General features: G+C 65.9%; 18 protein-coding genes. 9 read left to right on the plus strand and 9 right to left on the minus strand.

Annotated features, from left to right (window positions below):
- Positions 1-22: 22 nt before the first annotated feature.
- From BDI24065_RS17805 to BDI24065_RS17815, 3 genes are all read right to left on the minus strand, one after another.
- The gene (locus tag BDI24065_RS17805) at positions 23-1,405 is read right to left on the minus strand and encodes a DUF1329 domain-containing protein (RefSeq protein ID WP_175032381.1); all 1,383 of its coding nucleotides are present in this window, start codon (positions 1,403-1,405) and stop codon (positions 23-25) included.
- A gap of 40 nt (positions 1,406-1,445) precedes the next feature.
- Positions 1,446-3,011, minus strand: a complete 1,566-nt coding sequence (locus BDI24065_RS17810) for a DUF1302 domain-containing protein (protein ID WP_175032382.1) — start codon at positions 3,009-3,011, stop codon at positions 1,446-1,448.
- Between the two features lie 155 nt (positions 3,012-3,166).
- Positions 3,167-3,946, minus strand: a complete 780-nt coding sequence (locus BDI24065_RS17815; protein ID WP_175032383.1) for an SDR family oxidoreductase — start codon at positions 3,944-3,946, stop codon at positions 3,167-3,169.
- Between the two features lie 137 nt (positions 3,947-4,083).
- Here BDI24065_RS17815 and BDI24065_RS17820 point away from each other — a divergent pair, with 137 nt between their 5' ends.
- The 7 genes from BDI24065_RS17820 (at position 4,084) to BDI24065_RS17850 (ending at position 8,982) form a co-directional block, all read left to right on the plus strand.
- On the plus strand, positions 4,084-4,920 hold the full coding sequence (locus tag BDI24065_RS17820; protein ID WP_011355066.1) for an alpha/beta fold hydrolase: 837 nt from the start codon (positions 4,084-4,086) through the stop codon (positions 4,918-4,920).
- A 66-nt stretch (positions 4,921-4,986) separates the two neighbouring features.
- The gene (locus BDI24065_RS17825; protein ID WP_039350771.1) at positions 4,987-5,775 is read left to right on the plus strand and encodes an SDR family NAD(P)-dependent oxidoreductase; all 789 of its coding nucleotides are present in this window, start codon (positions 4,987-4,989) and stop codon (positions 5,773-5,775) included.
- Between the two features lie 38 nt (positions 5,776-5,813).
- Positions 5,814-6,563: an electron transfer flavoprotein subunit beta/FixA family protein gene (locus tag BDI24065_RS17830; protein ID WP_175032384.1), complete on the plus strand. Its 750-nt coding sequence runs from the start codon at positions 5,814-5,816 to the stop codon at positions 6,561-6,563.
- Between the two features lie 16 nt (positions 6,564-6,579).
- Positions 6,580-7,524 (plus strand): electron transfer flavoprotein subunit alpha/FixB family protein, encoded by a 945-nt coding sequence (locus tag BDI24065_RS17835; protein ID WP_175032385.1) that lies wholly within the window; start codon positions 6,580-6,582, stop codon positions 7,522-7,524.
- A 3-nt stretch (positions 7,525-7,527) separates the two neighbouring features.
- Complete coding sequence (locus tag BDI24065_RS17840; protein WP_175032386.1) at positions 7,528-8,055, plus strand: transferase hexapeptide repeat family protein; 528 nt, start codon at positions 7,528-7,530, stop codon at positions 8,053-8,055.
- A 98-nt stretch (positions 8,056-8,153) separates the two neighbouring features.
- Positions 8,154-8,402, plus strand: coding sequence for a hypothetical protein (locus tag BDI24065_RS17845; protein ID WP_175032387.1), 249 nt, complete (start codon positions 8,154-8,156; stop codon positions 8,400-8,402).
- 280 nt (positions 8,403-8,682) lie between these two features.
- Positions 8,683-8,982 carry a hypothetical protein gene (locus tag BDI24065_RS17850; protein WP_043186617.1) on the plus strand — a complete coding sequence of 100 codons (300 nt, stop codon included), beginning with the start codon at positions 8,683-8,685 and terminating at the stop codon, positions 8,980-8,982.
- A gap of 22 nt (positions 8,983-9,004) precedes the next feature.
- Here BDI24065_RS17850 and BDI24065_RS17855 read toward each other — a convergent pair whose 3' ends face one another.
- Positions 9,005-9,469 (minus strand): cupin domain-containing protein, encoded by a 465-nt coding sequence (locus tag BDI24065_RS17855; protein ID WP_175032388.1) that lies wholly within the window; start codon positions 9,467-9,469, stop codon positions 9,005-9,007.
- Between the two features lie 352 nt (positions 9,470-9,821).
- Here BDI24065_RS17855 and BDI24065_RS17860 point away from each other — a divergent pair, with 352 nt between their 5' ends.
- The gene (locus BDI24065_RS17860) at positions 9,822-11,213 is read left to right on the plus strand and encodes a collagen-like triple helix repeat-containing protein (RefSeq protein WP_175032389.1); all 1,392 of its coding nucleotides are present in this window, start codon (positions 9,822-9,824) and stop codon (positions 11,211-11,213) included.
- 122 nt (positions 11,214-11,335) lie between these two features.
- Here BDI24065_RS17860 and BDI24065_RS17865 read toward each other — a convergent pair whose 3' ends face one another.
- On the minus strand, positions 11,336-11,797 hold the full coding sequence (locus tag BDI24065_RS17865; RefSeq protein ID WP_175032480.1) for an Lrp/AsnC family transcriptional regulator: 462 nt from the start codon (positions 11,795-11,797) through the stop codon (positions 11,336-11,338).
- A 116-nt stretch (positions 11,798-11,913) separates the two neighbouring features.
- Here BDI24065_RS17865 and BDI24065_RS17870 point away from each other — a divergent pair, with 116 nt between their 5' ends.
- On the plus strand, positions 11,914-12,546 hold the full coding sequence (locus tag BDI24065_RS17870; RefSeq protein ID WP_175032390.1) for a LysE family translocator: 633 nt from the start codon (positions 11,914-11,916) through the stop codon (positions 12,544-12,546).
- Between the two features lie 53 nt (positions 12,547-12,599).
- On the opposite strand, the gene BDI24065_RS17875 is transcribed toward BDI24065_RS17870, so the two are convergent.
- The 4 genes from BDI24065_RS17875 to BDI24065_RS17890 form a co-directional block, all read right to left on the minus strand.
- Complete coding sequence (locus BDI24065_RS17875) at positions 12,600-13,595, minus strand: alpha/beta hydrolase (protein ID WP_175032391.1); 996 nt, start codon at positions 13,593-13,595, stop codon at positions 12,600-12,602.
- A 29-nt stretch (positions 13,596-13,624) separates the two neighbouring features.
- Positions 13,625-14,197 carry a TetR/AcrR family transcriptional regulator gene (locus tag BDI24065_RS17880; protein ID WP_175032392.1) on the minus strand — a complete coding sequence of 191 codons (573 nt, stop codon included), beginning with the start codon at positions 14,195-14,197 and terminating at the stop codon, positions 13,625-13,627.
- Positions 14,198-14,292: 95 nt separating this feature from the next.
- Positions 14,293-15,138 carry a GNAT family N-acetyltransferase gene (locus BDI24065_RS17885; protein WP_175032393.1) on the minus strand — a complete coding sequence of 282 codons (846 nt, stop codon included), beginning with the start codon at positions 15,136-15,138 and terminating at the stop codon, positions 14,293-14,295.
- Positions 15,139-15,251: 113 nt separating this feature from the next.
- The gene (locus BDI24065_RS17890) at positions 15,252-15,821 is read right to left on the minus strand and encodes a YdeI/OmpD-associated family protein (protein ID WP_175032394.1); all 570 of its coding nucleotides are present in this window, start codon (positions 15,819-15,821) and stop codon (positions 15,252-15,254) included.
- Positions 15,822-15,981 lie beyond the last annotated feature (160 nt).

Here is a 15,981-nt window from a genome sequence, read left to right on the forward strand (position 1 = left end):
GCGTGCCGCGTTGAAAAGTTGCTTAGTTACCCGAACTGCGGATGGCATCCGGCGAGAAGTACGCCTCGTTGAACTGCGGGCTGTTGTCGAGTTTCGGCATCGGGCCTTCGTTCGTCAGGCGGTCGGCCATATACGCGCCGGAGATCAGGTCGTGGAAGAACACGGCGCCCGGGTAGAACATCTTCGCGTCATACGCGTACAGCGTCGTCGCGACGTTGGTGCGCCACAGCTGGCCGCGCGCGTCGTAGTTGTCGGCGAGCAGCGTCATCCACGAATCCTCGTCGATGTACAGCACGCGCTTCGCATACTGGTGACGGTAATTGCTCTTCAGCGTCGCCTGCAGCACCCACACGCGATGCAGCTCGTAGCGGATGTACGACGGGTTCTCGTGGCCCTTGGTCAGCAGGTCCGCGTACTTCACCGAGCTGTCCATCGCCTTGTAGTTGTCGTACGGCACGTAGATCTCGCGCTTGCCGAGGATCTTCCAGTCGTAGCGGTCGCCGGGGCCGTTGTACAGGCGGTCGTCGTCGACGGTGCGGAAGCCGCCCGGGCCCTGCGGCTGGTCGTAGCCGTACTCGGGCGCCTGGCGCACGCGCCGCGTGCCGGGGTTGTACATCCACGTGCGCGACGAGTTGTCCGCGCCGGCCTTGTCCCAGTTCGTGAAGCCGACGATCAGCGAGCCGCGGTCGGACAGCGGCAGCTCCGTCGCGTTGCGGTAATACGTGCGGTTGTTCAGGTCGCTCTTCACGTCGAACTTGCCGACGTTGCGCGGCGAGTAGATGTCGTAGCGCACCTTGCCCCACGCGATGTTGCCGTCGGAGTACACGACTGCCTGGTCGTAGGTCGCCTGCTCGGCGCCGATCGCCGACGAGAAGCGCTGGTTCCACAGCAGCTCGGCGGCGGTCTTCGGGATCGGGTACGGCACCTGCGGCGGCGCGTTGGTCAGCCCGTTCGCGTCGGACGTCATCGTCGAATCGGGCGCGTACGCACGGATGTCCTTGTAGACGGAATCCGCATAGCGGAAGTCGCGATGGCTCGGGTAGACGTTGATCTTGAAGGTGGTCGGGTAGCGCTTGAACATCGCCTTCTGGCCGTCGGTCAGGTGCTCCGCGTACTGCGCCATGTTTTCCGCGGTGATCGTCGCGACCGGCTTGTCGCTCGCGAACGGATCGGGGTAGCGGCTGCCACGCTTGTACTGCACGTCCGGCGGCGTGCCGAGCCACTTGCCCGACCACTCGGGCACGCCGCTGTCCTTGCTCGCGGCGCGCACCGCGCCCATCGGCGTCAGCGGGCCGTCGAGCGCCTTCAGGTCGTCCGGCGTGACCTTCGGGAACGATGCCGTCGCGACGACCGCGCACGCGGCCATCACCGACGCGCGCAGGAGGGGGAGATGAATGCGTTTCATGTCGATCCTCATAGTGCTGAATGACGAGCGGCCGGGCCGCTCAGAAGTGGTAGGTCGCCGTGGCCAGCACGTAGTCGCGATCCGCGAGCGGGCGCGTGACCGGGTTCGGCGATCCGAGGAACTTTGCGTAGACGAGCGACAGCTGCAGGTTGCTCAGGCGCGTGAAAGTCACGCCGGCCGTCACGCGGTGGTCGCCCTGGCCCGTCAGCGAGCCGAGCGCGCCGGCGAGCGGCGACGTGCCCGTCAGGTCGTGCGTGTAGGTCAGCGGCACGTCGAGATCCCAGCCGTTGAACACGTTCTTGTAGCTCAGCGTCCACGCGATCTCCATCGCGAGCGCGTTGCGCGAATTCGCGAGCGTGGTCGAGCCGTCGAGCTCCGAGATGCTGCCCGCATGCACGTACGTGAGTTCGCCGATCAGCGACTGCGAATTCGCGAGGAAGCTCGGCCCGATCGAGTAGATGCCGGACAGGTTGGTCTGCAGCACGTTCGCGCGGGTCGACTGCGGGCCCGTCGGCGTGTTGACGAGCACGGCCGCGCCCTGGCGGTACGACACTTCGCCCGCGACGTTCACCGGGCCGACCTGCGTCGAGAAGCTCGCGCCGGTCAGCTTGATGTTGCTGAAGTAGGTCTGCTGGTACTGGAGCGTCGGGAAGTACGTCGTGACGACGCTCGGGTTCATGTCGTTGTAGTGCAGGTGGTACAGGCCGAGCTCGGTATCGCCGAGGACGCGGAAGCGCGCGCCGATACCCCACTGGTTGCGGGCGCTCGGCTTGTCGTCGGGGCCGCGCGGAATGATCATCCCGCCCGGGCCGATGATGAACTGCGCGCCGGGGCCCGTGACGTCGGAATAGCTCCAGTACGTGCCGGGTGCGGTCAGCCGGTTCTGCTGGTACGAGAACTGGTAGTAGCCGAGCAGGCTGAAGTTCGGCGTGATCTGCCACTGCGTCGAGATCTGCGGCACCGGCAACAGGATGTCCTTCACCTCGGCGCCGGCCATGTACGACTTGGTCGCGTCGGACGGCCCCTGTGCGCCCGCGATGTTCGGGAAGAACAGGCTTTCGCCCCACGCGACGACCTGGTCGCCGACCTTCACGTTCAGGCTCGTCGAGCCGATGTGGAACGTGTTGTACGCATACGCGGCGAGCAGCGTCGTGTGGCCGCCCGACCAGTAGCGCGCGTCGCTCGTGAAGTTGTTGTACTGGCCCGACTGGTTCACGGTGCCCGGCGCGTCGTTGTAGTTCGGGCGGTGATACGCCTGGTCGTAGAACGTGTCGGCACGCACGAACACGCCCCAGTCGTCGTGCTTCAGGTTCACTTCGCCGAGCAGGCTGACCTGGTTCTCGATCAGCTTGTTCTTCGCGAAGTTGCGGTCGCCGTCGTCGCCGTTGATGTTCGCCGGCGTGAGGAGATTGCCGCTCGGTGCGCGGGTGCGCATGCCGAGGCCGTAACTGAGCGTGAACGTGTAGTCCAGCGTCGTGTCGGCGCCCAGCTCGATCGTGCTGCCCGCGTGCGCACTGGGAACGGCGCACGTCAGCAGCGCGGCGGCCAGCGTCGACAGCGTGGCGGTTGCCCGCTTGTCGGTACGGCGCGAAATCCGTTGATGCATGGTGTCTCCTCTTGGGGGTATCGACGACGGTCGACTGTGTGTGTTGTCGTGAGAGGCAGAGTAGGGAGATCGCGGTAGCAGGGAATCGTCAAAATGAACTAGATGACTTCCCTAGGACTGGCAACGATTCGTGCCGCACCGATTGCCGTATGTGCTCAGCGCGCGGCCGCCTGCGCGGCCGACAGGAACGCGGGCCGCTCGCCGCCGCCGTCGAGCCGCAGGTTTGCACCCGACGTGTACGACGCGTCGGGCGATGCGAGGAACAGGCATGCGGCGGCAACGTCGTCGGGTGTCGCGAGCCGTCCGGCGGGAATCGTCGCGCGGATCGCGTCGAGCGCAGCGTCGTCGCCGTAGTGGCCTTCGGTGGCCGATTCCGTCTGCACGAGGCTCGGACTGATCGCGCACACGCGCACGCGCGGCGCCCACTCGACCGCGAGCGACGTGACCGCGTTGACGAGGCCCGCTTTCGCGGCGCCGTATGCGGCCGTGCCGGGCGATGGCCGCGACGCGCTGACGCTCGCGATGAACAGCATCACGCCGCCTTCGGGTTGCGGCTGCATGATCGCGTTCACGCGCTGCGCGAGCTGCAGCGGCGCGATCAGGTTCAGCCGCACGATCGATTCGGTGAAGCGCGGCGATGCATCGGCCGCGAGCGCGAATGGCGAGCCGCCCGCATTGTTGACGAGCACGTCGAGGCCGCCCGCCGCAGCGCGGATCGTCGCGAGCATCGCGTCGACCTGTTCGATGTCGCGCAGGTCGGCCGCGACGAAGGTCGCCGTGCGGCCGCCGGCCGAGGGCGGTGTGTCGGGTGCGCTGCGTCCGCAGACGAATACGCGCGCTCCCGCCGCGAGAAACCGTTCGGCGATGCGCCGCCCGATGCCCTTGGTGCCGCCCGTCACGAGCACCGTCTTGCCGCTGTAGTCGAATCCGTTCATCGTTGCCTCCGTTTCGGTGGGCCGATGATAGGAAGAAGCGCGCGCGGCTTCGTAGTCTGAAAGGATGATGCCGGCCGGCGCCGGCGGCGCAATCATCGTGGCAGACATCCATCGAACGACGAAGGAGACAACCCGCGATGACGATCCCCACGACGCCGCCGGCCGGCATCTTCACCGACGTGCCGGGCGGCCTACGCCTGCACCACTACGAGGCGGGCGAAGGCCGTCCCGTGGTGTTCATCCACGGCAGCGGCCCGGGCGCCAGCGGTTTCAGCAACTTCAAGCACAACGTGCCCGCGTTCGCGGCGGCCGGCTATCGCGCGATCGTCGTCGACCTGCCCGGCTACGGGCAGTCGTCGAAGCCGTCCGACGTCGCCTATACGCTCGATTTCTTCGTCGGCGCGCTGCATGCGCAGCTGAACGCGCTCGGGATCGGTCCGGCCGTGCTGCTCGGCAACTCGCTCGGCGGTGCGATCGCGCTGAAGTACGCGCTCGACTATCCGGACGAGGTCGACGGGTTGATCATGATGGCGCCGGGCGGCGTCGAGGATCGCGACACCTATTTCCGGATGGAAGGCATCCAGCGGATGGTGAAGCTGTTCACCAATCGCCAGATGAATGACGACACGATGCGCGAGTTGCTGACGCTGCTCGTGCACGATCCGGCGATCGTCACCGACGCGCTCGTCGCGGAGCGGATGAAGGTGTGCGTCGAACAGCCGACCGAAGTGCTGTCGACGATGAGCGTGCCGAACCTGACCGACGCGCTCGGCGACCTGCGTACCCCGGTGCTCGGTTTCTGGGGCACGGACGACCGCTTCAATCCGGTCGGCGGCGCGCTGAAGTTCCTCGAACGCTGCCGCGACGCCCGCTTCGTGCTGATGAACCGGTGCGGCCACTGGGTGATGGTGGAACACGCCGACTATTTCAATCGGGAATGCCTCGATTTTCTTGCGACGCGGAATACGCGATAACGCCGGATGCCCTTGAAGGCCGGCCTCGATGCAGGCGGCCTGTCTGAACAAATACCTGGAGACGACATGAAGCTCATCGAAGACCTGTTCGACCTGCGCGGCAAGGTGGCCGCGATCACCGGCGGCGCGCGCGGCATCGGTGCGGAGACCGCACGCACGCTGGCTGCCGCCGGCGCGAGCGTCGCGATTCTCGACGTGCTGTCGCAACCGGCCGAAGCGCTGGTCGAGGAAATCCGCGCGCAGGGCGGCCAGGCCGCGTTCTGGTCGCTCGACGTCACGCACGAGGCCGACGTGGCGCGCGTGTTCGGCGAGATCGTCGCGCGCTTCGGGCGCCTCGACGTGCTCGTGAACAACGCGGGCATCGAAGGCCACAACGTGCCGACGCACGAACTCACGCTTGCGCAGTGGCAGCGCGTGCAGGACGTCAACGTGAACGGCGTGTTCCTGTGCACGCGTGCCGCGATTCCGCATATCGACGCGGCCGGCGGCGGTTCGATCGTGAACCTGTCGTCGATGTACGGGATCGTCGGCGGGCCGGACGTGCCCGCGTATCACGCGTCGAAGGCCGCGGTACGGATGATGGCGAAGGTCGACGCGATGCTGTATGCGGCGAAGAACATCCGTGCGAACTCGGTGCATCCCGGCTATATCCGCACGCCGATGCTCGAGGAAGCGTTCCGCCAGATGGGGCAGGACCCCGATCGCGCATTCGAGTACATGCAGACCAACGTGCCGATGGCGAAGATCGGCAGCCCGCGCGATATCGCGGCGGGCATCCTGTATCTCGTGTCGCCGGCGGGCCGCTACGTGACGGGCGCGGAGCTCGTGATCGACGGCGGCTTTACCGCGCGCTGACGCGGCGCGGTACACGTAACGGAACAGGAGACAGGCAGTTGAAAGCGCTCGTGGCAGTAAAACGCGTGGTCGACGCGAACGTGAAGGTCGGCGTGAAATCCGACCGGACGGGCGTCGACATCGCGAACGTGAAGATGTCGATGAACCCGTTCGACGAAATCGCGGTGGAAGAAGCCGTGCGGTTGAAGGAGGCCGGCGTCGTGACCGAAGTGGTGGCCGTGTCGGTCGGCGTCGCGCAGGCGCAGGAAACGCTGCGCACGGCGCTCGCGATCGGCGCGGATCGCGCGATCCTCGTCGAATCGAACGAAGGCGTCGAGCCGCTCGGTGTCGCGAAGGTGCTGAAGGCATTGGTCGACAAGGAGCAGCCGCAGCTGGTGATCCTCGGCAAGCAGGCGATCGACGACGATTCGAACCAGACGGGCCAGATGCTGGCCGCGCTGGCGGGTTTGCCGCAGGCGACGTTTGCATCGAAGGTCGTGGTGGCCGATGGTTGCGCGACGGTTGCACGCGAAGTCGACGGCGGCGCGGAAACGCTGTCGCTTCGACTGCCCGCCGTCATCACCACCGACCTGCGCCTGAACGAGCCGCGCTACGTGACGCTGCCGAACATCATGAAAGCGAAGAAGAAACCGCTGGAGATCGTGAAGCCCGACGACCTCGGCGTGGATGTGACGCCGCGCCTGAAGGTGCTCGAGGTAAACGAGCCACCGAAGCGCGCAGCCGGCGTGAAGGTGCCGGATGTGCAGACGCTGGTCGCGAAGCTGAAGACCGAAGCCAAGGTGCTGTAACAGGGAACGCAAGGAAATGACGATTCTGGTGATTGCGGAACACGGCAATGCGTCGATCAAGGCCGTGACGCTGAATGCGGTTGCTGCCGCACGAGCGCTCAATGCGGCGGGCGGCGGCGACGTTCATGTGCTCGTCGCAGGACACGACGCGCAGGCGGCGGCCAATGCAGCGGCGAAGATCGCCGGTGTGTCGAAGGTGCTGCTGGCCGATGCGCCGCAGCTGGCGGATGGTCTTGCCGAGAATGTCGAAGCGACGGTGATGAACGTCGCGAACGGCTACTCGCACATCGTTGTGCCGGCCACGGCCTACGGCAAGAACATCGCGCCGCGCATTGCCGCGAAGCTGGATGTCGCACAGATCTCCGAGATCACGGCGGTGGTGTCGGCCGATACGTTCGAGCGCCCGATCTACGCGGGCAACGCGATCGCGACGGTGCAGTCGGGCGATTCGATCAAGGTGATCACGGTGCGTGCGACGGGTTTCGATCCGGTGGCAGCGGAAGGCGGCAATGCAGTTGTCGAGAAAATCGAAGCGGCAGCCGACGTCGGCAAGTCGCAGTTCGTGAGCCGTGAAGTGACGAAGCTGGACCGTCCGGAACTCACGAGCGCAAGCATCGTCGTGTCGGGCGGCCGCGGCCTGGGCAGCGGCGAGAACTATACGAAGGTGCTGGAGCCGCTGGCCGACAAGCTGAACGCTGCGCTGGGTGCCTCGCGCGCGGCGGTCGACGCCGGCTACGTGCCGAACGACTACCAGGTCGGCCAGACCGGCAAGATCGTCGCGCCGCAGCTGTACATCGCGGTCGGTATCTCGGGTGCAATTCAACATCTGGCCGGTATGAAGGATTCGAAGGTGATCGTCGCGATCAACAAGGATCCGGAGGCACCGATCTTCAGCGTGGCCGACTATGGTGTGGTCGGCGACCTGTTCACGCTCGTGCCGGAAGCGGCCGCGGCGCTCTGACCGATGCCGCTGTTCGAATTCAACGGGATGCGGCCGCGCGTCGATCCGTCCGCGTATGTCGACCCGAGCGCCGTCGTGATCGGCGACGTGACCATCGGCGCGCGCTGCTACATCGGCCCGCATGCGAGCCTGCGCGGCGACTTCGGCGCGATCGTCGTCGAGGACGGCAGCAACGTGCAGGACGGCTGCGTGCTGCACGTCGGGATCGGCGAGACGTGCCGGCTCGGCGTCAACAGCCACATCGGTCACGGCGCGATCGTGCATGGCGCGACGCTCGAACCCGACACGATGATCGGGATGAACGCGGTCGTGATGGACGGTGCGACGATCGGCGCCACGACGATCGTCGCCGCGTGCGCGTTCGTGAAGGCCGGCTACGACGTGCCGCGCGGCGTGCTGCTCGCGGGTATGCCGGGGCGCGTCGTGCGACGGCTCAGCGACGCGGAGATCGACGCGAAGGCGAACGGCACGCGGATTTATCAGCAACTGGCAGCGGATTGCCTGAGGACGATCCGGCGGATCGACGAGTGAGCAGCGGGCATCCGGGCGACCCAGGATGCGACGGATTGCCGGGCAGGTTGCCGTTGCCGTAAGATCGGCACAGGCTTTCCCACCGGCATCCGCGTCACATGAAAAAGCACGTCCGTTTTCGGCTCACCATCATTGCATCGGCTTTTGCCGTCTACAGCGTCTATATGCACATCCAGCAGTTCATCAGTGGCTGCGTGTGGGTCAGGGGCCATCAGCGCTGCAGTTTCGAAAACAGCACGAATTTCGAAGGCTGGATGGACCTCGACCTGATGATCGCGTGCTGCTGGGTCGCCGCGGCGGTGGTGGGCTGGATTTCCGTCATGCAGGCCGCGAAGAAGCCGGGTTGACGGCTGGCGCTTCTCTCCCGCGAAACTGATCGCTGTCAATCCGTGACAACGATCATCGGTGCAGCGTCGCCGCAATGGCGAGAGCCGCGCCGGGATCCTCGCGACGCGGGCGCAACCGGCCAACAGGTTCGGGGTTCTTTCGATCGTCGATGCACGGGGCGGCACGGTCGTCGCTACGGGCCTCGATCTCCATCCGCCGCCATCGGCTGTCGTTGTGCTTTTTCCTTCCGTGCCGGGATAATGATCCGGCGTCGCGCATGTTGCGCGAGGGGAGGCTCCCATGCAATTTCCGACGGGATCGGTCGTCGCGCTCAGTTCGGCTGCCGCGACGATGTTTTCGATGGGCATGCTGTTTCTCGGCTACTGGGGCTGGCACGAGCCGCTGCCGTGGCGGTTCGGCGACTACGTCGTGATCCTGCCGGCGTTGGCCGGGTTCGCGTGCCTCGTCAGCGTGCCGTTTCTCGCCACATCGCCAATGAAGACACCCGACGACGAGTCGCGGATGTTCGTCGCGCGGCGCGTGTTTCTGTGCGGTGCAAGTGCGCTGTGGTGCGCGATCGTCGCGTCGCTGGTCGTGTGAGGTTCGTCGGGCGACGCGTGCATCACTCAGGCGCGTTGCCGAGATCCACGAAGACCTTGTCGGCACCTGCCTTGTACAGCCGCTTGCCGAGCTTCGGATAGTCGCACACGTCGTGTTCCGGCCGGTCGCCCGCCACGAGATAGACCAGCGGCAGATCGCCGGTATTCAGCATCGTGTGCGCGGTGCCGCCGCGCGGAAATCCCATGAAGTCGCCCGGGCCGATCGCATGGGTCTGGCCATCGATGATTGCTTCGCCCGTTCCCGACAGCACGTAGACGCATTCCTCCGCGTAGAGATGCCGGTGGTATTCGGTGGATTCGTGTCCGGGCATCAAGGTCATCAGATGGAAGCCCAGTTGCGTCAGCCCGGTTGCGTCGCCAAGCGACCGCTTCAGGCGGACGGCATTCTCGTTCAACGGATGAACGGAATGTTCCGGTTCCATCGCTGCGATGTCGGCGGCTTTCAGCACTTCACGCGAGGTGTTCATCGTCTGTCCTTTGCGGGAATCGGGGCGCCACTCGTGCGGCGAGTGTGAATTATGGGGCGGGTGCTGGCGACAGCGTCGTTTCGCGCGCTTGAATGATGGCGATATAGGGCGGGACTGCGCCTTTCGCCGCGCGATGCTACGTAACGCAGGGCCCGGTGTTACGCGCGCGTTACCAGGGAAGCAAGGCTTGATCACGGCCGTGAGGTCGGGCCCGGATGCCCGGCTTTGCGCCCCGGACGGCCGACGGGATGCGGTGGTCCGGGGTGGGTGTGAAGTCGCCGTTGATGCCGATCGCGATGGCACGATCGATGCTTGTCCGGATGATCGAGCTTAAAAGCGAACGGGGGCTTCCATGCAAAATCATTTCATCAGGGCGAACGTTGCACTTGCCGCCATTGCCGCGGCGTGCGCACTGGCTGCTTGTGGCGGTAGCGATGTGACGGCGCCGACACCGAGCGGTAACAACATCGGAACGAGCACGAGTGGTACGAGTGGGACCAGCGGCACGAGCGGAACCAGTGGCACGAGTGGGACCAGCGGTACGAGTGGGACCAGTGGCACGAGTGGGACCAGCGGTACGAGCGGGACCAGCGGTACGAGTGGAACCAGCGGCACGAGTGGGACCAGTGGCACGAGTGGAACCAGCGGTACAAGTGGAACCAGCGGTACAAGTGGGACCAGCGGTACAAGTGGGACCAGCGGTACAAGTGGGACCAGCGGTACAAGTGGGACCAGCGGCACGAGTGGAACCAGCGGTACAAGTGGGACCAGCGGCACGAGTGGGACCAGTGGCACGAGCGGAACCAGCGGCACAAGCGGAACCAGCGGCACAAGCGGAACCAGCGGTACGAGCGGTACGAGTGGCACAAGCGGCACTCCCGGCACGAACGGCATCATCAGCTCCGTCGGCGCGGTCGTCATGGACGCCGGCATCACGATCAGCGGCGTGACCCCGCCCGTGGGCAAGGGCGTGACCACCGGCCTCGGCAACACGGTCACGGGCGCGGGCACGATCATCCGCGACACGACCAACGCCGTGAGCAACGGCATCGGCCAGACCGGCTTCACGGCGAACCCCGTCGGCACGACGGTCGCCGGGCTGGGCTCCATCGTCGGCTCGACCAGCAACCCGGTCACCGGCCTCAGCGACACGGTGAAGGCGCTCGGCACCGGTCCGCTGTCGCCGCTGGCGCCGCTCACGACGCCGGTCGGCGGCCTGCTGGATACCGTGGCCGGCGGCCTCAAGACGGGCGGCACGATGCTCGGCTCGGCACTTTCGTCGAGCCCGGTCCAGCAGACGACGCAGGCGATCAGCACGGCGATCACGCCGCTCGTCACGACCGTCGGCCAGGTCACGCAGCAGGTCGGCACGGCGACCGGTCTCGGGCAGCCGGTCGCGGGCCTGCTCGGGCAGATCGGCGGCGCGATCACGTCGGCGGGATGGAAGGTGACGTCCACGTCGCCCCAGCCGCTGGTCAGCGGCGTCGGCGAACTCGTTCGCGCGGTCGGCAACACCGTGACCAATGCGGGCGGCCTCGTGAACCCGAGCGGTGCGAACGGCGCGGTGCCGGTCGCGGGCCTGGTGACGAGCGTGGTCGGCGGCATTCCGGCGACCGTCCACAACGGTTCGGCGACCGGCACGGGCGGCGGCTCACCGTTGGGTGGTCTCTCCAACCCGCTCGCGCCCGTTACGGGGCTGGTGGGCGGCCTGCTTGGCGGCTTGGGTGGCTTGGCCGGCAAGTAGTCGATCGATTCAGATCGTCACGGCGGTAACCGGCCAACCGACAATCGGCTTCCGGTTACCGCCGAACAACATTGCTTGATGATCCCCTGCGGGAAGCGGATCGGACGGGGCCTCTCGATGCGTCAATCGCGAACGACGTCGCGCTGCGACGGCGGCCGCGCCAACCCGCGTGCGGGCAGCGGGGTCGACATCACGATCGACGTGCGTGTTTCGCCGTACAGGTTGATGCGTTCGATCAGTTGTTCGAGATGGGTCATGCTGATCGCGACGAGTCGCATGACATAGGAGTCCGCGCCGGTCACGTGATGGCATTCGACGACTTCGGGAATCGTCTCCAGCAACCGGAGGAATTTGGCTTTTGCCGGTTGCGGCACCGTGATGCCGATCAGCGCGCTGACCGGATAGCCGGCCGCGACAGGATTGATCCGGGCCGTGTAGCCCTCGACGACACCGGTCGCTTCAAGGCGCTTCACGCGTTCCGTCACCGCCGGCACCGACAGGTGGACCTGGCGCGCCAGCTCCGTGTAGCTGATGCGGCCGTTGGCTTGCAACAGCGCCACTACCTTCCAGTCCAGATCGTCCATCGCGGCGGGATTTTTTAAGGTGAAGTGGCCATTTTTCCTTAAAAACCGCATTCAGCGATGACGGGACTTTCCCTACGATGCCTGTTCCACCCGTTGCATGTTGCAAGGAGCAGGCGATGCTGTTCATCAAGTCCGTCGTGATGGGGCTGTCGATCGCGGTGCCCGTCGGCCCGATCGGCATGCTGTGCATTCAGCGCAGCCTGAGCCGCGGCTTCCAGGCGGGATTCGCGACGGGCGTCGGCGCCGCGTGCGCCGATGCGATCTATGGCCTGCTCGGCGCGCTCGGCATCGCGGGTGTCGTCACGGCATTCCCGATGTTGACCGTCGGGTTGAAAATCGGCGGCGGTGCGTTTCTCGTGTGGCTGGCGTGGACCATCGCGCGTCAGGCGCCGGCCGCATCGACGGCGCAGCGCGACCTGCCGCGCACGACCGTCCTGCGCGATTTCGTGACGACGTTCGGTCTGACGCTGTCGAACCCGATGACGATCCTGTCGTTCGTCGGGATTGTCGCGGCGCTGGGCCCGCTGTCGGGCGCGCGGCAAGGGGCGATGTGGCCGGCCGTGGCGCTGATGGTCGCCGGTGTGTTCATCGGCTCCGCGACGTGGTGGCTGTGCCTGAGCGGGACGACCGCCGCGCTGCGCACGAAGATGTCGTTCGCGTTCATGCACGGGCTGTCGCGCGTGTCGGCTGCGGTGATTGCGGTATTCGGCGCGGTTCAGGTGGTCGCGGGCATGCGGGGTGTCATTTAGGGCTATTCGTCGCGCGGATCGCGCCGCCGTTCATCGATTGACGCTCGACGGCTTCAATTCAATGCCGGCAAATGCGCACGCACGAAGCGCGCGATTTCCTGGCTCAGCTCCCGGTCCTCGGGCGCGCCCATGAACCCGCCATGCGGCATCCCTTCGAAGACGTGAAGCTCGGTCGGCACCTGCGCGCGCCGCAAGGCGCGATGCAGGCGGGCCGCGTTCGACAGGAACAGATCGCGCGTGCCGCTCTGGATGAAGGTCGGCGGGAAACCGGCGGAGAAATCGCCGAACAGCGGCGACAGATACGGATGCGCGAGATCGGCGCCGTTCGCGTAGAGCAGGTTGTTCGGCATCAGCGACGCCGGCAACACGACATCGACGAGACGGTTGGTTTCGAAGCTGTCTCCGGATTCGGTCAGGTCGACTTCCGGCGACAGCAGCACCAGCGCGGCCGGCAGCGGCAAGCCTTCGTCGCGGGCGCGCAACACCATCGCGGCGGCGAGGTTGCCGCCTGCCGAGCGTCCGCCGATGACGATGTTTTCCGGTGCGTAGCGCTCCAGCACATATGCATACGCGGCGATGCAATCGTCGAGTGCGGCCGGATACGGATGTTCGGGCGGCAGGCGATAGTCGACGCCGTAGCATCGAATGCCGAGCCGGTCGGCCTGCATTTGCGCGCCGGCGCGGCACGCGGCGCCGCCGCCGAGCACCAGCGCGCCGCCATGCAGCTCGATGTACGCGCATTCGCCGGACGCCGTTGCTTCGGGCGTGGCGACATGCACGTCCGCCGCGCCGGCCCGGATCGTCTCCACGCTCGAACGCAGATAGCCGCCGAGCTGCTCGATGGCTGCCGCGTAGTGCGCATCGGCGGCCGCCTTCACGCGCTTCCATGCCTCGGGATCGTCGGGGGACGGCATCACGTGCAGCGCGTTCAGCGGCACGCCGTCGCTGCCGACCAGTCGTTGCAACGCGGTTCGCGCTTCGTCGCTGATCGAGGCCGGGAAGGGGACGACACGGCTCGGCAGGACGATGCCGTCGGGTTTGTCTTTCATCGATTCGGTTCCGTTGGACGTTGGGCGAGTCATGCGGCAGAAGGCCAGTGGCGCAGCATCACGTCCAGCGCATCGAGACTGCGCGACCACGACGAGTCGGATGCCGGTGTGCTGTGCGCGAAGCCGCCCGCGCTTTCGAGCGTGACGTAGCCCATGAAAATGCCGCCGAGCAGGCGGATCGCATGCGCTTGCTCGGCTTCAGGAATCGCGTAGCTGCGCAGTACGGCCGAGGTCATCCTGACGAGCCGGCCGCCCGCGCTTTCGGCGGCGCGTTCGGCGCTCAACGGGTGGCGCGCGGCCGCAAAACGGCCGGGGTGCTCGCGCGCGTAGTCGCGATAGACGTTGGCGAGTGCGGTCAGCGCGTCCTTGGCGGTGCGGCCGGCCAATGCGTCGGTCGCGCGATCGGCCAGTTCCTTCAGTGCGAACAGGGCGATGCGGCTTTTGAGGTCGTCGAAACTCGGGACGTGGGAATACAGGCTGGCGAGTTTGACGTCGAAGTGGCGCGCGAGCGCGGCGCCGGTCAGGTGCTCGAAGCCGGTTTCATCGGCGAGTTGTGCGCCGGCTTCGACCAGTTTGTCCAGGGTGATGCCGGCACGTGGCATGGCAGATGCTACTCGGATTAGTCAAAAAACTAATTCTATTAGTTTTTGTGGCGATGTCAATTTCACGAGCTCGGCCGCCGCCATGCTCGTGACGATCACCCCAACTCAAACGACGTCACCCCGAACACGCGGTCGATCGCAATCGCCGGCGCTTCTTTCGTGTACATCCGTGCGGTTTCGAAGACGCTCGTCATGCCGTGCCGCTCCGCCAGCGCGACGGCCGCGGGGTTCGTTTCCGGCACGTCGAGCACGACGACCTCGCCGGGCATGCGTGCCGCGAGCGCGCGCAACAGCCCGGTGGCAACGCCTGCGTCGTCGGCGAACAGCGGGCCGATCTTGCAGCCCGCCTTGCAGCGGCGCACGACACCGTATCCGGCGACACGGCCGCCGTCGACCGTTGCGAGCGCAACGGCATCCGGCTGCGCGATCCAGGTGGACACGAAACGCTCGCGTGCCGACGGAAAGCACTCGCGATCGTAGGCAAGCAACTGCTCGAACGGCACGTCGGCCGCTGCCGCCGCGTGCGCGCATCCGATGCCGTCCACGCGCCCCTGGTAGCGGATGTTGCGGTACGCGAGCGCGAACCCGGACTTCCTGTAGTTCGCCTGCTGGGCCAGGACACCATCGAGCCCGATGTTGCGGTCGCCGAGGTAACGCATGCCGTGTCGCCAGATTCGCATGCCGAAGCCTTGGCCGCGAAACCCGGGTTTGACGATGTAGAGGCCGATGAAGCCGAAGCGTTCGTCGTAGGCGACAGCGGAGAGGCACGCGACCGGTTCGCCGCGCCAGACGCCGACGAAGAACCCGGCCGGGTCTGCTTCCCTGAAACTATGAGGATCATGCAGGCCGGGGTTCCAGCCTTCCGCAGCCGCCCATTCGACCGACATGGCGACCTCGTCGGCCGACATGGTGCGTACGATGAAGTCTCCGCCTTGGTCCATGGTTCACCCCAGTCGCTGCGCTCGAGAGAGCGCGTTGCGTTACCGGCTGCTGACCCGCAGCGGCCATGACGGGTCATATGCCCAGTTTGGCAACCTCTCCGTCAGCGAAAAATCTAGGGATGGATGGTTTCGCCACGGTTCAGCATGTCGATGAATTCCCCGATTTTACGCGCCCGTGTTTCCGGCTTTTTGGCATTCTGTACCCGAAACAGAATGGCATAGCGGTTACGGCTGTTCAGCGTTGCGAAAAACTTCGTGGCGCCCGGATTGGCGTCCAAAGCGGCCTGCAGGTCGTCCGGCACGGTCGAATTGCTTGCCGACGTATAAGCAGCCTGCCAGCGGCCGTCCTTCCTGGCTTTCTCGACTTCGCCCATGCCGGACGGGCGCATTCTGCCTGAGGCAATCAGTGCTTCAGCCCTGTCTTTGTTGAGTTGGGACCAGATGCTTTTTGCGGAGCGCGGGGTGAAGCGCTGTAACCAGTATTGCTCGTTCTCAGCCCGCTTTTGACCATCGATCCAGCCATGGCAGAGGGCGCTTTCCAGCGCCTGTTCGTAGGTGACGGTGCGCTGCTCAGCGCCTTTTTTCGCCAGACGCAGCCATGCTCCGGTCGAAGTGGTGCCGTTTTGCGTCAACCAGCTTTCCCATTCGATCTGACTGGTAAAGGTTAGCGCGCATTCGGTCATGTCACTGTCCTGAATGGTTGACGAGATGTGCGGGGAAGGCGTCCGCAGTCTAACAGCGTCGATACTGACATCAACGTCCGTGGCGGAACCAAAGACCGGCCCTTCGGTAGCCACTCGCACTTTGCCTGGTTAGGGTCGGAATTACCCGTTTCAACAATCC

Source organism: Burkholderia lata, from assembly GCF_902499025.1.
Classification (GTDB): Bacteria; Pseudomonadota; Gammaproteobacteria; order Burkholderiales; family Burkholderiaceae; genus Burkholderia; species Burkholderia lata_C.

What these genes read in the sequence shown, in the direction of transcription:
- BDI24065_RS17805 (WP_175032381.1), bottom strand. Translation starts at nt 1,405, where the DNA reads ATGAAACGCATTCATCTCCCCCTCCTGCGCGCGTCGGTGATGGCCGCG.
- BDI24065_RS17810 (WP_175032382.1), bottom strand. Translation starts at nt 3,011, where the DNA reads ATGCATCAACGGATTTCGCGCCGTACCGACAAGCGGGCAACCGCCACG.
- BDI24065_RS17815 (WP_175032383.1), bottom strand. Translation starts at nt 3,946, where the DNA reads ATGAACGGATTCGACTACAGCGGCAAGACGGTGCTCGTGACGGGCGGC.
- BDI24065_RS17820 (WP_011355066.1), top strand. Translation starts at nt 4,084, where the DNA reads ATGACGATCCCCACGACGCCGCCGGCCGGCATCTTCACCGACGTGCCG.
- BDI24065_RS17825 (WP_039350771.1), top strand. Translation starts at nt 4,987, where the DNA reads ATGAAGCTCATCGAAGACCTGTTCGACCTGCGCGGCAAGGTGGCCGCG.
- BDI24065_RS17835 (WP_175032385.1), top strand. Translation starts at nt 6,580, where the DNA reads ATGACGATTCTGGTGATTGCGGAACACGGCAATGCGTCGATCAAGGCC.
- BDI24065_RS17840 (WP_175032386.1), top strand. Translation starts at nt 7,528, where the DNA reads ATGCCGCTGTTCGAATTCAACGGGATGCGGCCGCGCGTCGATCCGTCC.
- BDI24065_RS17845 (WP_175032387.1), top strand. Translation starts at nt 8,154, where the DNA reads ATGAAAAAGCACGTCCGTTTTCGGCTCACCATCATTGCATCGGCTTTT.
- BDI24065_RS17850 (WP_043186617.1), top strand. Translation starts at nt 8,683, where the DNA reads ATGCAATTTCCGACGGGATCGGTCGTCGCGCTCAGTTCGGCTGCCGCG.
- BDI24065_RS17855 (WP_175032388.1), bottom strand. Translation starts at nt 9,469, where the DNA reads ATGAACACCTCGCGTGAAGTGCTGAAAGCCGCCGACATCGCAGCGATG.
- BDI24065_RS17860 (WP_175032389.1), top strand. Translation starts at nt 9,822, where the DNA reads ATGCAAAATCATTTCATCAGGGCGAACGTTGCACTTGCCGCCATTGCC.
- BDI24065_RS17865 (WP_175032480.1), bottom strand. Translation starts at nt 11,797, where the DNA reads ATGGACGATCTGGACTGGAAGGTAGTGGCGCTGTTGCAAGCCAACGGC.
- BDI24065_RS17870 (WP_175032390.1), top strand. Translation starts at nt 11,914, where the DNA reads ATGCTGTTCATCAAGTCCGTCGTGATGGGGCTGTCGATCGCGGTGCCC.
- BDI24065_RS17875 (WP_175032391.1), bottom strand. Translation starts at nt 13,595, where the DNA reads ATGAAAGACAAACCCGACGGCATCGTCCTGCCGAGCCGTGTCGTCCCC.
- BDI24065_RS17880 (WP_175032392.1), bottom strand. Translation starts at nt 14,197, where the DNA reads ATGCCACGTGCCGGCATCACCCTGGACAAACTGGTCGAAGCCGGCGCA.
- BDI24065_RS17885 (WP_175032393.1), bottom strand. Translation starts at nt 15,138, where the DNA reads ATGGACCAAGGCGGAGACTTCATCGTACGCACCATGTCGGCCGACGAG.
- BDI24065_RS17890 (WP_175032394.1), bottom strand. Translation starts at nt 15,821, where the DNA reads ATGACCGAATGCGCGCTAACCTTTACCAGTCAGATCGAATGGGAAAGC.